Genomic DNA, 15,649 nt, shown 5'->3' with positions numbered 1-15,649 from the left:
CCTAGGAATAAAATGTCTTACAAATTTCATCCGCTAGGACCTACGTCATTCACTTCCCGAGGGTATAATCTCTCGCAACATTCAATGTCCTGAGTGAATCCTGGTTCCTATATTGTTTTCAACGAGATTAAAAATAACATCTATCGACGATAAATGCAATACTTTTTTTTGCCACCGCTAAACTGTCACGTTTGCGCCATATCTAACTTATGTGAAAATGAAGGTTTGGTGCTTCCCCAACAAAAAAAGACCCAAAAATGGGTCTTTCAATCGCATGCATATTTATGAATAATTAGGCCTCCAAGACGAATAACCGGTGGGTTAATTCCTTGAGACGAACGTCGACTTGTTCATGTTCTAGCGGCTCTTGCAGCATGTTTCTCACGTCGAGCAAATGATTGATCTGATCATGGATCATCTCAATTTCTTGTTCAATTTCCTGGCGATTGAACAGTTGCTGCAATAGGCCAATCGTGTCTTTATGCTCATAAATAACTGTGACGCGCTGACCTTTTATCTCTTCAATTTTCACAACAGTGCCATGCGCATACGTATACACCATGGTATACGCCGAATAGATGCGGTTCACAATTGCGCTTCCTTTGAAATCCGAGACAGCCTTGCGCATTAAATTTGCTAGTTTCGTGTTGCTTAATCTGCAGGATCCTGTGCACTCGTAAAGGCCCGATTTTTTCTCAAATGAGAGGACGATCTCTTGACCGTCGGCGCCATCTTGAAAAACAACCTCTTGGTTCCCGTTTTCCAAAACTTTGACCTGAAGCGCCAACTGATGATCGACAAACATTTGAAAAAACTTCAACATCTCGGCTTCTGTTAACTGGAGGCAGGTTTTGACATATTCAGTCGCTAACCTTTGTGCCATAAAAATCCCTCGATTCTTTGTTTTCAAGCCATAAACTCTTTACCTTGTTTTATATTATACTACACGGCTGGCGAATATTCCTGCCTTCCATTCATGATAATCCGCCAAATATTCTGAAAAAACCGGAGAAAGCTCGAATGGCGCTTCACTTTCCCTTAAAAACCTCGCTTTCCTGTAGGGTTCTTTGTGAAATGCTCCCTCATTCAGAGTTAACTCCTGAAGAGATAAAAACCGCCTTGCGCTTGGCAAGACGGCTTGCTTATTCTTATTCCGCGGAAGTACCAGCTTCGGTTTTTGGAGTTTCACCCTCGACCGACACTGTTTCCTCGGACTCTTCGCTTGCGCCGTATCCGATCGCTTGCTCGAGAATGCTCCATAATTCATCTTTTCCGAGCTTCAATTCGGACGAAAAGAGCAGCGGCTGCACGCCTTTCGGCATGCCAAGGGTCTCACGCACAACTTTTAAATGCTTAGGCCATTGGGTTTTCGGAATCTTATCCGCCTTCGTCGCAACCACTTGCACGGGCACTCCCATATGGAGAAGCCACTCATACATGGCGATATCGTCTTTGGTCGGCGGATGTCTGAGGTCAACGAGCTGCATGACCAACATCAGCGGTTCCCGGTTCAGCAAATAACCTTCGATAAACTTCCCCCACTCTTCGCGCTTGGTCTTGGACACCTTGGCGTAGCCGTAACCCGGGAGATCGACGAAGTATAAGTCCTGATTCACTTTATAATAATTGAGCGTTTGCGTTTTGCCCGGTTGGGAGCTTGTTCTGGCCAAGTTCTTCCGCGAGATCAAACAGTTGATCAACGAGGATTTCCCGACATTCGAACGCCCTGCCAGAGCAATCTCCGGCAAGGCGTCCTCAGGATATTGACTAGGTCCAACCGCGCTGATAATGAATTCAGCTTGATTGACTTTCATGATTTCAACTCTTTCCAAAAGCTTATTTAAGCGGTACCTACTGGCGCCCCTGGCCGATTCCGAACCAATGCGTGTTCCAGCACCTGATCCATGTGCGAAACCGGAATGAACGTCATGGCTTCACGTACGCTCTCCGGCACATCGACAAGGTCCTTTTCGTTGTCTTGCGGCAGTAAAACCGTTTTGATGCCTGCTCGGTGCGCGGCCAGCGATTTTTCTTTCAGACCGCCGATCGGCAGCACGCGGCCGCGCAGTGTAATCTCGCCTGTCATCGCCACATGGCGGGAAACAGGGATATCCGTTAATGCTGAGATCAGCGCCGTTGCCATCGTAATGCCCGCCGACGGACCATCTTTCGGAATCGCGCCTTCCGGGATATGAATGTGAATGTCATTCTTCTCGTGGAAGTCCGCCGGAATGCCAATCACATCCGCCCGTGAGCGCGTATAGCTGAATGCCGCTTGTGCTGATTCCTTCATCACGTCGCCAAGCTTGCCGGTTAGCGTTAGCTTGCCGGTACCCGGCATGACCGTGACTTCGATCACGAGCGTGTCGCCGCCAACCTCCGTCCAAGCAAGACCCGTCACGGCGCCAACCTGATCCTTGTCTTCGGCCACGTTGTATTTAAACTTCACAGGACCGAGGAAATCCTTCAGATTGTCCTCAGTGACATGCACAGGCTCGGAAGGGTCGGATACGATTTTTTTCGCAGCCTTCCGGTTAATCCCCGCTACCTGCTGCTCCAAATTCCGGACCCCGGCTTCCCGCGTGTACTCACGCACGATTTTCATCAAGGCGCCTTCATCGACAACGAGCTGGTCATCCTGGAGCCCGTGATCGCGTTTTTGCTTTGGCAGCAAATATTTTTTCGCGATCTGGAGCTTCTCGATTTCGGTGTAGCCCGGAATATAGAGAACCTCCATACGATCCAGCAAGGGCCGCGGGATATTGTGTACGGCATTCGCCGTAGTGACGAACATGACCTTAGACAAATCATAAGGTACTTCTATAAAATGATCGCTAAAAGTGCTGTTTTGCTCCGGATCCAGAACCTCAAGCAGTGCGGCCGCCGGGTCTCCCCGGAAATCCATCGCCATTTTGTCGATTTCATCCAGAAGGAATACGGGATTGCTTGCTCCAGCATTTTTCATCCCCTGAATAATGCGCCCAGGCATCGCACCGACATAGGTGCGGCGATGACCTCGAATCTCGGCTTCATCCCGAACGCCGCCGAGTGAAATGCGCACGAATTGCCTGTTCAAGGAACGCGCGATGGAACGCGCAATCGACGTTTTCCCGACCCCAGGCGGGCCAACAAGGCAAAGAATCGGGCCTTTGAGCTTCTGCACGAGCTTCTGCACGGCCAAGTATTCCAGGACGCGCTCTTTCGGCTTCTCCAGTCCGAAATGGTCTTCGTTCAAAATCTCTTCTGCCTTATCGAGATCAAGATCGTCAGCCGTTTCCTTATTCCACGGAAGGCCGAGCAGCCAATCGATGTAGTTGCGAATGATGCCGCCCTCCGCCGAGGTTGCCGGCATTTTCTCCAGACGGTCGATTTCTTTCTCGACTTTCTCCTTTACCTTCTCAGGCAGCTCCGCTTCGGCCAGTTGGCTACGCAGCTCATCCGCCTCGCCTGCTCGGCCTTCTTTATCGCCAAGCTCCTTCTGAATGGCCTTCATCTGCTCGCGGAGGTAGTATTCCTTCTGCGTCTTTTCCATTTGCTTTTTGACGCGTTGGGAGATTTTACGCTCCAACTCGAGCACTTCTCGCTCGTTATTCAAGATGTTCAGCATTTTCTCCAAGCGCTCGCGCACGTCGACCGTTTCGAGAATCTCCTGTTTATCCTTGATTTTCAGCGACAAATGACTGCAGATGACGTCCGCCAGACGGCCCGGCTCATCGATATCCGAAACCGCGGCGAGCGTCTCCGGCGTTACTTTTTTGGATAAATTGATGTAATGCTCGAACTGATTAAGCACCGTACGCATGAGCGCATCGATTTCAGGATCTGTCGTATCCTGCTCTGGAAGCTCCTTCGCCGTCACCTCGTAATATTCGTCGTTAGACAAATAATCCACGATTTCCGCGCGCAGCACACCTTCAACCAGCACACGGATCGTACCGTTCGGAAGCTTGAGCATTTGTCTTACTTTAGCAATCGTGCCGATCCGGTAAATATCCTCTGTAGTTGGTTCTTCTATGTTGATCTCCGATTGAGAGCAGAGGAGAATCATGCTGTCATCTACCATCGCCCGTTCGAGTGCTTTAACCGACTTTTCCCTTCCTACATCAAGATGTAGGACCATGCTTGGATAGACAAGTAGTCCCCTAAGAGGCAATAGCGGCAATCTGCGCACCTTGATTTTTCCAGGTCCCATCCTCTGCACCTCCATTTTTCCTCTTGTTGCCTTTACATTTTAACAAAACTAACCGCAAAACACCAATTTGCACCTTACATCAGGTGTTAACTTCTTACATCCCTTTATTGGCATCGATGCTTTGCGGGTTGGCATGCAAAATCGGCAGAGCAGATGAAGCCAGACCTCTCTCCGGCGCAAGCGGAATTGGAATCACGTTCTCTTGCAATTCAAGGCCCAGGGCTACACTTAGCACTTCTTCAATCGTTTCGGCCGCGTACACTTGAACCCCCGGCAGATCCTCGAAGAGCGCCTGCCAGTTCTCCTTCGGAATAATGACCCGAGTCGCACCAGCTTGGAACGCCGCCTCCACTTTCGCTACAACACCGCCAACCGGCTTCACTTTGCCGTGAATGCTCATTTCCCCAGTCATCGCAAGCTTATTATCCACAGGGATACGTTGAATGGCCGAAGCGATCGCCGTCGCCATGGAGATGCCCGCAGAAGGACCGTCAATGGGCACACCGCCTGGGAAATTGATGTGGAGGTCATAGTCCGATGTGTTGAACCCCAATTTGCGCAGCACGGTCAGCACGTTTTCTACAGAACCACGCGCCATGCTCTTTCTGCGAATCGTACGGGAGCCCCCGCCCATTTCTTCTTCATCGACAACGCCCGTGATGTTGAAAATGCCTGCACCCGGAACGGCAGCGGGAATGGCGCTGACTTCGATTTCGAGCAGCGTTCCGAGGTTAGGACCGTACACGGCAAGACCGTTGACGAAACCGATTTGCGGCTGTGCCGGCACTTTGCGGTCCGGGCGCGGCGGAATTTGCGACGAGTTGACAACCCACTCTACATCGGCTGCCGTAATTTCGTTGCGTTTGTCCGTCAGCGCAAGACCTGCTGCCAGTTGAATCACGTTAACGGCTTCACGTCCATTTGTCGCATATTTGGTGACAACCTGTACGGCGTCCTCACATTTTTTGAACCCGATCTTGTCGAGCGCCTTTCTTGCAATTTCACCGACCTCGCCAGGCAGCAGCGGACGGAAAAAGATTTCCATGCACCGCGAGCGGATCGCAGGCGGAATTTCGCTCGGCGTGCGCGTCGTGGCGCCTACCAAACGGAAATCGGCCGGCAGGCCGTTTTGAAAAATGTCGTGAATATACCCGGGAATGTTCGCATCCTCCGAGCTGTAATAGGCGCTCTCTAGAAATACCTTGCGGTCTTCCAGCACCTTTAATAATTTGTTCATTTGTGTAGGGTGCAATTCACCGATTTCGTCGATAAACAAGATGCCGCCGTGCGCCTTCGTCACTGCGCCCGGCTTCGGCTGCGGAATGCCGGCAACGCCCATCGCGCCAGCCCCTTGATAAATCGGATCGTGGACCGAACCGATCAGCGGATCCGCAATGCCACGTTCGTCAAACCGGGCGGTCGTCGCATCGATTTCTGTGAACTTGGAATCCGGACGGAACGGCGATTCGTCGTTCTTCTTCGCTTCCTCCAGCACAACGCGTGCCGCTGCCGTCTTACCGACACCCGGAGGTCCGTAAATGATGACGTGCTGCGGGTTAGGACCGCACAGCGCGGCTTTTAGGGCCTTCAATCCCTCTACCTGCCCTACAATATCCTGCATCGAGGAAGGTCTTGTTTTCTCCGACAGTGGCTTGGTCAGCGAAATGGAGCGCAGCTTTCTCAGCTTCTCCAATTCTTTCCTGGATTCTCTATCGACAGCAGACCGATTGGATTGTTGATTGCGCAGCAAATTCCAGAAATACAACCCGATCACAACCGCGAAAAACACTTGAATAACCATCAATATTATACTCAAACTCATCGTGCTAACCTCCTTGAAACTTTCGTCGTCAGAAAAGCTTATAACTTCCAGTATTCCCGCGGAAATGCAGGTTAATCCAATTCAAGCAAACTTTTGCCTGGCGTATGGAAGGGCCCGAATCGAAGAAGGATAAGGGTAGATTTTTATGCAAAAGGATGTGGGCCGGCTTGAAACGATTTGCATTACTCACAGTTCTTCTTATGATGATTGTCGGTGCTTCTACGTCGCAAGCGATGGCGAATTCAGATCCTTTGCTGCCGAGCGCCGACGTCCTCCTTGATGTGGGGCACGGTGGCATCGACAGCGGAACGATGTTCGGGAAATACGAAGAGAAAGCTATGAATCTAGCAATTGCCAAAAAAACATATAAAGCCCTTCGCAAAAGGGGCTTCCGTGTCATGATCAACCGTACCGAGGATTACGCTTTAAGCGACGACAACACGTGGTCCTACGGCGGCCGGCACCGCAAAGATCTCGCCCAGCGCGTAGGACTCGCGAATACACTGCAGCCACGCATGATGCTAAGCCTACACATCAACTGGTCCAGAAAGCCATACGTTCGCGGCCCGCTCGTCATTTACCAGAACCAGTCGGAAAGCATTTTGCTGGCGTCCCTGCTGCAAGATGCGTTGAACCAAGTGTATGAAACGGAAGAGCTTCCCGTGCTCGGTAAAAAATACTACGTGCTGCGAAACACGAAATGCCCTTCCGTTATCGTTGAGCTCGGCTTCCTGTCCAATAGCAAGGATCGAAAGCTGTTGAACGACAGCCACTTTCAAACAAAGTTAGCCAAAGCGATTACCCATGCCGTGGAACAATACATGTCCATGACGCATCCGAAATAACTTATTTTACCATTTGAGAAATGGGAACAAACGTCGCTTCCTTTTGAATCGCAGGAATCGCTTCTTTAATGACTTGCGCGGTTTTCTTGCCCGGCGGGCCGACATGTCCGATGGCAATTACGCTATCCTTATCGTGAATGAGCTTTTTCAGCTTCGTCATCTGTTTACTGATGTGACTGTACGTATAGAGATCATCGAAAAACAATTGATTGCCTACATGAGGAACTCCTTTGGCTTCGGCCAGCTTGCCGATCACGCTTTTGGGTGTGGTTCGGCTGTCGAGCAAAAGAAGTCCGCGCTCCTTGCAAATATCTACGAGAATCCGCATCACGCGCTCGTCTGCGGTCGCCTTGGAGCCCATATGATTATTGATGCCGATAGCATATGGCACATCTTCAATGGCCGCGACGATCCGCTTATGAATTTCGGCGTCGGACAAATCCGTTGTGATGGCGCCGGGGCCCAGCCAACTCTTCTTTCCCCGCACCGGCTCCATCGGCAGGTGGAGAATCACGTCCAGCCCGCGGTCATGCGCCAACTGGGCATCCTGCTTCGTCGACGGCAGGAACGGCATCACCGCCGCGGTAAAAGGAATCGGCAGCTTCAACATTTCTGCCGTGCCGTCCATGTTATTGCCAAAGTCGTCGATGACGATGGCGATCTTTTTGCCCGGTGCACCTTGCGGTTCTGAACCTGTCCCACCCGGCGCAGGAAATTCCGGTCCCTTCGCCTTCATATTGAGCGGCGTAGCCAGCAGCATAACGCCTGCAATTGCCGTAAAAGCCATCGAACGAACTAACGTATTGATTCGTGTTGTCTTCATGTGAGACGCCTCCTGATCGCGTAAGAGCGCTGTGAAATGGTCGTTATGGCTTCCATTTTTTTCAGCTAGATTCATTATGCGTCGGATGCGCCTTAAATATGTAAAAAAACCGTTACCACCCGGGATCGGATGGTAACGGTTTTCGTTTAGTGTTTACGGCCGGGAATGACGCCTGTTTCCTCATAAGCCGTGACGATGCTGTCGATCTCCTTCTTCAGCTCGCTCAGAAGCTCGGCTTCCGGCACTTTGCGGATCATTTCCCCATAGCGGAACAACATGCCTTCACCGCGGGCACCGGCGATGCCGATGTCAGCCTCACGCGCCTCGCCAGGGCCGTTAACGGCGCAGCCGAGTACTGAGACTTTGATCGGTACCTTGATTTTCGCGATATATTCCTCGACTTCATTTGCAATCGAGAACAAGTCGATGTCCAGACGACCGCAAGTTGGGCAGGAGACAAGTGTTGCGGCGTTGGTAATAAGGCCGAACGTTTTAAGCAGCTCTCTGGCGACTTTGATCTCTTCGACTGGGTCCGCGCTAAGTGAAATACGCAGCGTATTACCAATGCCCATATTGAGCAGCGTACCGATGCCTGCCGCGCTTTTCACCGCGCCGGTGAAGAGCGTGCCTGCCTCAGTAATACCGAGGTGCAGCGGATAATTAAACGCTTTGGCTGCTTGGGAGTAGGCGGCAATCGCCATCGGCACGTCCGACGCTTTGAGCGAAACGATGATGTCGTGGAAGTCCAGCTCTTCCAAAATGTTAATGTGGAAAAGGGCGCTTTCCACCATCGCTTCAGCCGTCGGATAGCCGTACTTCTCCAGCAAATGATTTTCCAGCGAGCCTGCGTTGACGCCAATCCGAATCGGAATGCCGCGTTCTTTGCACGCCTTGACAACCGCCTCTACCTTATCACGTCGGCCGATATTGCCTGGGTTGATCCGGACCTTATCAATCCCGTTCTCGATCGCGGCAAGCGCCAGCCGATAGTCGAAATGAATATCCGAAACGAGCGGTATATGAATCTGCTTTTTGATTTCTTTGATCGCTTCGGCAGCTTCCTTATTGTTCACCGTGACTCGCACGATTTGACAGCCGGCCTCTTCCAAACGGAGAATCTCCGCCACTGTCGCCTTAACGTCCGCTGTCTTCGTCGTACACATGCTTTGCATGATGACTTCGTTGCTGCCGCCAATCGTCAGATCGCCGACACGGACGGGTCTTGTGTCTCTTCTATGGAACATTTTGGTTTCTCTCCCCATGACACCAAACATCCTCCGCTCCAATTCCCTATAGAAGAGAACCGGATTGGAGGCTGCATGATGGTTGATGAAATTGAAAGGTTAGGCGCTTTCTTCCTTCTTCTTGGAGGAAGCCTGCGCACCGTCCTTAGCTGTCAAGACAGGTGAAATTTTGTTCTGAACGGTTTCCTTGGATACCACACACGTGGAAACGTCCGTTCTTGAAGGCACCTCGAACATCACGTCCAGCATGATGCTTTCGATGATTGCACGCAGACCGCGGGCGCCTGTATTGCGTTTGATCGCTTCTTTAGCAATCGCGTCAAGCGCTTCCGGCTCGAACTGCAGCGTAACGTTATCCATTTCCAGCAACTTCTGGTACTGTTTCACGAGTGCGTTCTTCGGTTCGGAAAGAATACGCACAAGCGCTGCTTCATCCAGCGGCTCCAGGGTGGAAATGACCGGCAAACGGCCGACGAATTCCGGAATCAAGCCGAATTTCAGGAGATCTTCCGGCAAAGACATAGACAAGTATTCGCCAGGTTTCAGATCCATTTTCGTGCCATCCGTAGAGAAGCCAATCACTTTTTTACCGATTCTACGCTTAATAATTTGCTCAAGGCCGTCAAAAGCACCGCCGCAAATAAACAAAATGTTCGTCGTATCGATTTGGATAAACTCCTGATGCGGGTGCTTGCGTCCGCCTTGCGGTGGAACGGAAGCGACTGTACCTTCCAGGATTTTGAGCAATGCTTGCTGCACGCCTTCACCGGATACGTCGCGGGTAATTGACGGGTTCTCCGACTTGCGGGCTACTTTATCGATCTCGTCGATATAGATAATGCCGCGTTCCGCTTTTTCCACATCGTAGTCGGCAGCCTGAATAAGCTTGAGCAGGATGTTCTCCACGTCTTCCCCAACATAACCGGCTTCGGTCAGTGATGTAGCATCAGCAATCGCGAACGGGACATTCAAAATTTTGGCCAGTGTTTGTGCAAGGAGCGTTTTACCGCTGCCTGTTGGCCCTACGAGCACAATGTTACTCTTTTGCAGCTCAACGTCTTCCAGTTTGTTCTGGGAGTTGATGCGTTTGTAGTGGTTGTATACCGCCACGGCAAGGGATTTCTTCGCTTGATCTTGACCAATGACATATTGATCCAAAATGTTGCGAATCTCTTGCGGCTTCGGCACATCCTTCAGATCCAGCTCTTCTTCATGACCCAGTTCTTCTTCCACAATTTCCGTGCAAAGCTCTATACATTCATCACAAATGTAAACTCCCGGCCCGGCAACCAGCTTACGAACTTGGTCCTGGGATTTGCCGCAGAAGGAACATTTGAGTTGGCCTTTTTCATCGTTAAATTTAAACATGGGATCACTCCTTTATTTCAAGTCGTTTCGAGTGATAACCTCGTCGATTAACCCGTATGCTTTCGCTTCTTCAGCGCTCATAAAGTTATCTCGGTCGGTGTCTCTTTCAATTTTGTCAAGCGGTTGACCTGTGCGGTCCACATAGATCTGATTGAGCTTGTTCTTCGTCTTGATAATCCAATCCGCATGGATTTTAATGTCGGTCGCTTGACCTCTCACACCACCGAGCGGTTGGTGAATCATCACTTCAGCATTCGGCAGCGCATACCGCTTGCCTTTGGCCCCAGCTGTAAGCAGCAGAGAACCCATGCTTGCCGCCATGCCTACGCAGATCGTAGAAACATCCGGCTTAATAAACTGCATGGTATCATAGATCCCCATACCTGCAGTAACCGACCCACCTGGTGAGTTAATGTAGAGGTGAATATCCTTTTCCGGGTCCTGGGCGGACAGAAATAGCAGCTGGGCAATGACCAAATTAGCCACATCGTCATCAATCGCCGTTCCGATGAAGATGATGCGGTCCTTTAGTAAACGCGAGTAGATGTCGTAAGAACGTTCCCCACGAGCCTCTTGTTCAACAACCATAGGAATAAGACTCATTGTACCAACTCCTTTTGCGGCAATAGCCAAATTCTCTTTTTATGAGATTTCTCATACAGTTTATCACGTTTGCGCGGCAAAGTCATTTTTTCGAAAATCAGCTATGTATGGCGGGTCTTGCTTATGTTGTGGAAGCGCTGCGTTCGTAAATTAGGGTAAAAGAAAGGCACGTTGCTTACGTACGTGCCTTTACTTACCTTATTTACACAGCTGCGGAAACATGCTTGCTATTTTGAACCAGAAGGTCTACGGTTTTTCTGATCACAAGATCATTGCTCAGACCTTCCAGGCTTCCGTTGGAAGCGAACATTTCGCGAAGCTCAGCTGTCGTTTTTTGATAGGATGGCGCAAATTTCTCAAGCTCCGCATCAACTTCTTCGTCGGAAACTGTGATGTTTTCTGCAGCCGCGATAGCTTCAAGAACAAGGTTGTTGCGAACACGCTTAGCCGCGTCTTCTCTCATTTGATCTTTAAGCACGCTTTCGTTTTGTCCGGAGAATTGGTAGTAGATCTCCAGCGTCATGCCTTGGGAGCGAAGACGTCTTTCGAACTCTTTCACCATGATGTCAAGCTCGGACTCAACCATAGCTTGAGGAATTTCTACATCCGCGTTAGCTGCTGCTTTCTCCACAACTGCCGCTTCCAGCGCCGCTTCAGCGTCTTGCTTCTTGCGGTCGCCAAGACGTGTTTTCAGCTCAGCTTTGTACTCGTCCAGTGTGTCGAACTCGCTGACGTCTTTCGCGAATTCATCGTCCAGCGCAGGCAAGTTTTTGCGTTTGATGTCGTGAATTTTCACTTTAAACACAGCCGCTTTGCCTTTCAGATCCTCGGAGTGGTAGTTCTCAGGGAAAGTAACGTTAACGTCTTTCTCTTCGCCTTTGCCAAGACCTACGAGCTGCTCTTCGAAGCCAGGGATGAAGGAACCTGAACCAAGCTCAAGCGAGTACTTCTCCGCTTTGCCGCCTTCGAAAGGAACTTCATCAACGAAGCCTTCGAAGTCAAGGACAACAACGTCACCGTTCTCAGCTTGTCCTTCTTCCAGAACTACCAGTTCAGCATGGCGCTGTTGCAGACGCTCAAGCTCTTGGTTTACTTCTTCGTCCGTAACTTCCGCGCTTTGCGCTTCGACTTCAACACCTTTATAGTCGCCAAGCGTTACTTCCGGCTTCACAGTCACTTTCGCTTTGAATTTCAAAGCTTGTCCTTTGCCGAACTGCTCTACGTCAACCTCTGGGCGGTCAACAGGCTCAATCTTGGCTTCTTCCACCGCTTGTACATAAACTTCCGGCAAAATGATGTCCAGCGCATCTTGGTACAAGCTTTCTACGCCGAATTTAGCTTCAAAGATCGAACGAGGCACTTTCCCTTTACGGAAACCTGGCACGTTTACACGCGCTACGATTTTCTTGAACGCTTTGTCGAGTGCATCCGCAACTCGCTCCGCGCCAACTTCCACTTCAAGAACGCCAACGTTCTTCTCTATTTTTTCCCAACTTGCTTTCATTTTATGCCTTCCCCTCCAAAAATGTACCATGACATATATTTTCACGTTATGCTCATTATAACCACTCTATTATAACATATAACTTTTTCATTTCAAGACAGTAGCCTGGCAGGATATTCTGAGTCATCCCGGGTCGGGGCTGAACTGCTTTACAAACGCTTGCAGTGTATTGTACGCCCGTTTCCAGGGCAAAGTCATCCCGTCCACGATCCCATAATTGTCAAGGAGCTCCTCCCGTACCGACATCCCGAACAGCTTCTCCTGCAAAATAATATGAAGCGCCGAAGCCCACACGTCCACCGCGCTCTCTTCGGCCTGCGCCAGTTCGGCATACAGCGGAGTGCCGTACGCATAAGCCAGAAACTCTTGCCACGTCTGGCTGGCAAAGTACACAAAATCAGGCTGGCTTATTTCACTAATGTCTCCGATCCTGCGAATCATATCACGAATCCGGGATGGAAAATCCTCCGGGGAAATCGGCGTATCCTCGATATCGAGCAGCACCTGCTGCCCGTTCTTCGGCAGCGCGATCGTCCCCTGCTCCCCGATCCTTCGAAGCGTTTGCAACGCCTTGAACTGAATATGGGGATGCCGCGGCCGTTCCGTCAGCCATCCCGTCACAAAAGGGCCAAGCTCGGGTTGATCGAGAAAAGCCATCTGCTCCAGCGCGTTTACCTGCTGCTCGAGCGTTCCTTGCACCAGCATCTGCTGCAGCTTGGCTGTGAATTCGCCTTGGTCGACGGCCGATTTCTCGCGGATCGCCTGCCGGACGAAATCCGACTCGATTTCGCCGGCCTCTTCCTCTAGCGACTCACTTTGCGGAAACGCCACTTCCGGAAACATGGTCAGCAGCCACTGCTGAAGCGCTCCCCACTGCTCTTGCTTCACGGGATCCACTCCCGGGAATTGCAGCAAGTAGGCGAGCAGTTGCATCGCATCGCTGTATTGTTCTTTCCGCAGCAGCCTCGCCAGCTCTTCCTCGTAATACTGCGCAGTCTTTGGAAATAAAATTACGTTGTTTTTCGATGATTCCGTTATGCTTTTCACCTCGTTCCGGTAAACCTGCTCCTGTCAGTTTACTTGATCCCCTAAGGGATTGCAAAATTTTTAAAGAGGGAGTTGACTTCATTTTCCTCCTTGTGATATATTAACTCTTGCTTCGCCAAGCAGCCCTGGTGCTGGGAGGTAAGAAGTGATAGATGTCTCAGTAGCTCAGCTGGATAGAGCACACGCCTTCTAAGCGTGCGGTCGGGGGTTCGAATCCCTCCTGGGACGTAACGGAAGTACAAAAAAACCGCGCGGTTGCGCGGTTTTTTGTTGTTCGGGGATATAGGATGTACGATGAATACTACCCACAGGTGCCCTCTTGTCCGATTTAGGACAACAGGATGACAACAACATTTGAACGAATAGTATTTGCATTGACTTGGAGGGGGTAGGATGTTGCCACAGAACGAGTTTGATCGGCTTTGTACCAATGTCGAAAGTCAATTAGCCAACTGCCCTCGCATTCACTTCTATAGAACAACTGCATGGGCCACGGATGTCCCAAAGCTTTCAGGTATCTATGTGATCTGAAATCTTGACGGAAAGATCGTTACGTGGGAGAGACAGCCAACTTACGCGAGAGGATGAATGATTTAAAACCATACACTGCGACGAGCAGTCGGAATACGGGAGTTTTCGACTGTGGAGGGCTCACTTAACCGAACTTTTTCACGCGGCTCTTGGGAATAGAAACGAGAGGACCGGAAACAATGCCTGCAAAAAGGCAGGAATCTCCCTCATCCCCCTTGCGCTTCGATGAAATGCCTGCGATAAAGCAGGCATTTTGGGTGAAAGTCCTCCTTTTGCGCAATGCCCGCCCAAAAAACTGCCCTTTTGCAGGTATTTTGCTGAGCATGCCGTTTTTTCGGGAAATGCCTGCTTAATCGCAGGCTTTGGCAGTTCAGCGAGACTGACGCTTATTTAGGAAAGAACGATCTTTAACAATATACCTCCGGTATTCAGGCACGACGAAAGGGCATGACCCCGGTACAATACCGAGTTCACACCCTAAAGTCAGTTAAATTATATAGGATCTAGATTCCCGGAATCTCTTCCCTTTGTCGACTAAAGTTAACAATACGTTTGACCCATCAGTCGATCCGTACCACCTAAATGATGCAATTAAGACTGCAAAGCCCGCAGAATAATAGTCGCCGCCTCCGCGCGCGTCGTATCCGCCTGCGGTTTGACCGTCCCATCTTCATAGCCGCCGATCAAACCTGTGGCCACAGCCGTTGCCATTGCCGCACGCGCCCAATCAGATATAGCTCCGCTATCCGAGAAGCTGACGCTGCCGGACGCCGCCTGCAAGCTGGCTGCACGAACCACGATGACGGCCATTTGCTCACGGGTTATTTGGGCATCGGGCCCGAAGGTATTGTCGTCGTAACCTGTCACAACACCAAGCGCTGCGGCTGTCGCAATCGCCTCTTTCGCCCAATGATCTTTCGTATCGGCGAAGCTTGTGCCGGCTTTGGCCTGAAAATGAAAGGCTTTAACAATCACGGACACAAATTCGGCTCTCGTAATCGGACTTTCCGGCTTAAACGTGTTGTCCGGGTAGCCGTTGATCGCGCCTCGTTTCACCAATTCCCGCACGCTGGCTTCGGCCCAGTGTCCTTGAAGGTCGGTCAAATCGGCCGCGACCGGTTGCTCGCTTTTCACTTTGTCCGAAGCCAATACAGCGAATTTGCCAAAATGAGTCCATGCCCCGGAAACGTTCCCTTTCTCCGCATCTACCTTCACATTGCTCAACTGTACCCATTGCTTCTTTGATCCGTCCAACCAGTAAAGACTGATCGTCGATTTCTCAAAGTTCACTTTAGCCTTGTCAAAAGGCAGCGTGATAACAGCCGGCTTGTTAAAATCGCCTTCCTTGCTCTTCGTAATCTCGTAAATGTCGCCTGCCAATTGCCGTGCCCGGTCAGCAGGCAGCAGAGAAGCGTCGCTCAGTTTGCTGACAGTTACCTGAATGATGCCCTCCCCCGCTCCCGCGGGCAAATCAATTTTGACGCCGTTCAGGGTAATCGTGCCACCGCTAGCCGCCGAAATCGATCCGGAGTTAACCGGAGCGCCGCTGCCCCCGCCGGAATTCTGCGCAGGCGCAACCGGCGTATAGCTGGCGAACAGGGTAAAATGTTTCGTCCAGATCACAAGGTCTCCTCCGACCTTGATTGCAGCTTCTCCGCCAGCAGCAATCT

Annotated in this window: 12 protein-coding genes and 1 tRNA gene; 2 read left to right on the top strand and 11 right to left on the bottom strand. The window is 50.8% G+C overall.

What is annotated here, in order from left to right; translation table 11 throughout:
* Nucleotides 1–292 precede the first annotated feature (292 nt).
* The 4 genes from EJQ19_RS19405 to lonB all read right to left on the bottom strand — a co-directional run bounded on the left by EJQ19_RS19405 (nt 293) and on the right by lonB (nt 6,014).
* A complete protein-coding gene (locus EJQ19_RS19405; RefSeq protein ID WP_126142893.1) occupies nt 293–883 on the bottom strand; it encodes a non-ribosomal peptide synthetase module in 591 nt (196 codons plus the stop codon).
* A 265-nt stretch (nt 884–1,148) separates the two neighbouring features.
* Nucleotides 1,149–1,814 (bottom strand): ribosome biogenesis GTP-binding protein YihA/YsxC, encoded by a 666-nt coding sequence (gene yihA / locus EJQ19_RS19400; protein ID WP_126142892.1) that lies wholly within the window; start codon nt 1,812–1,814, stop codon nt 1,149–1,151.
* Between the two features lie 26 nt (nt 1,815–1,840).
* Nucleotides 1,841–4,192 (bottom strand): endopeptidase La, encoded by a 2,352-nt coding sequence (gene lon / locus EJQ19_RS19395; RefSeq protein WP_126142891.1) that lies wholly within the window; start codon nt 4,190–4,192, stop codon nt 1,841–1,843.
* Nucleotides 4,193–4,286: 94 nt separating this feature from the next.
* On the bottom strand, nt 4,287–6,014 hold the full coding sequence (gene lonB, locus EJQ19_RS19390) for an ATP-dependent protease LonB (RefSeq protein WP_126142890.1): 1,728 nt from the start codon (nt 6,012–6,014) through the stop codon (nt 4,287–4,289).
* A 167-nt stretch (nt 6,015–6,181) separates the two neighbouring features.
* On the opposite strand from lonB, the gene EJQ19_RS19385 reads away from it, so the two are divergent.
* Complete coding sequence (locus EJQ19_RS19385; RefSeq protein ID WP_164716634.1) at nt 6,182–6,859, top strand: N-acetylmuramoyl-L-alanine amidase family protein; 678 nt, start codon at nt 6,182–6,184, stop codon at nt 6,857–6,859.
* A 1-nt stretch (nt 6,860) separates the two neighbouring features.
* Here EJQ19_RS19385 and EJQ19_RS19380 read toward each other — a convergent pair whose 3' ends face one another.
* The 6 genes from EJQ19_RS19380 to EJQ19_RS19355 form a co-directional block, all read right to left on the bottom strand.
* Nucleotides 6,861–7,682 carry a divergent polysaccharide deacetylase family protein gene (locus tag EJQ19_RS19380; protein WP_241242988.1) on the bottom strand — a complete coding sequence of 274 codons (822 nt, stop codon included), beginning with the start codon at nt 7,680–7,682 and terminating at the stop codon, nt 6,861–6,863.
* 146 nt (nt 7,683–7,828) lie between these two features.
* A complete protein-coding gene (gene ispG, locus EJQ19_RS19375; RefSeq protein WP_126142888.1) occupies nt 7,829–8,926 on the bottom strand; it encodes a flavodoxin-dependent (E)-4-hydroxy-3-methylbut-2-enyl-diphosphate synthase in 1,098 nt (365 codons plus the stop codon).
* A 99-nt stretch (nt 8,927–9,025) separates the two neighbouring features.
* Nucleotides 9,026–10,294, bottom strand: coding sequence for an ATP-dependent protease ATP-binding subunit ClpX (gene clpX, locus EJQ19_RS19370; RefSeq protein ID WP_126142887.1), 1,269 nt, complete (start codon nt 10,292–10,294; stop codon nt 9,026–9,028).
* A gap of 12 nt (nt 10,295–10,306) precedes the next feature.
* On the bottom strand, nt 10,307–10,897 hold the full coding sequence (gene clpP / locus EJQ19_RS19365) for an ATP-dependent Clp endopeptidase proteolytic subunit ClpP (RefSeq protein WP_126142886.1): 591 nt from the start codon (nt 10,895–10,897) through the stop codon (nt 10,307–10,309).
* A gap of 202 nt (nt 10,898–11,099) precedes the next feature.
* Complete coding sequence (gene tig, locus EJQ19_RS19360) at nt 11,100–12,401, bottom strand: trigger factor (RefSeq protein ID WP_126142885.1); 1,302 nt, start codon at nt 12,399–12,401, stop codon at nt 11,100–11,102.
* Nucleotides 12,402–12,524: 123 nt separating this feature from the next.
* Nucleotides 12,525–13,448, bottom strand: coding sequence for a hypothetical protein (locus EJQ19_RS19355; RefSeq protein ID WP_126142884.1), 924 nt, complete (start codon nt 13,446–13,448; stop codon nt 12,525–12,527).
* Between the two features lie 154 nt (nt 13,449–13,602).
* On the opposite strand from EJQ19_RS19355, the gene EJQ19_RS19350 reads away from it, so the two are divergent.
* Nucleotides 13,603–13,676: transfer RNA gene (locus EJQ19_RS19350), tRNA-Arg, on the top strand.
* Between the two features lie 894 nt (nt 13,677–14,570).
* On the opposite strand, the gene EJQ19_RS19345 is transcribed toward EJQ19_RS19350, so the two are convergent.
* Nucleotides 14,571–15,649, bottom strand: a 1,079-nt coding sequence (locus EJQ19_RS19345; protein WP_206438451.1) for an S-layer homology domain-containing protein, incomplete at its 5' end; no start/stop codon positions are given.

The sequence above is a fragment of the Paenibacillus whitsoniae genome (assembly GCF_003955665.1).
Classification (GTDB): Bacteria; Bacillota; Bacilli; order Paenibacillales; family NBRC-103111; genus Paenibacillus_E; species Paenibacillus_E whitsoniae.
Note: the sequence above shows the minus strand (reverse complement) of the source record. Positions and strands in the feature narration are given on the sequence as shown.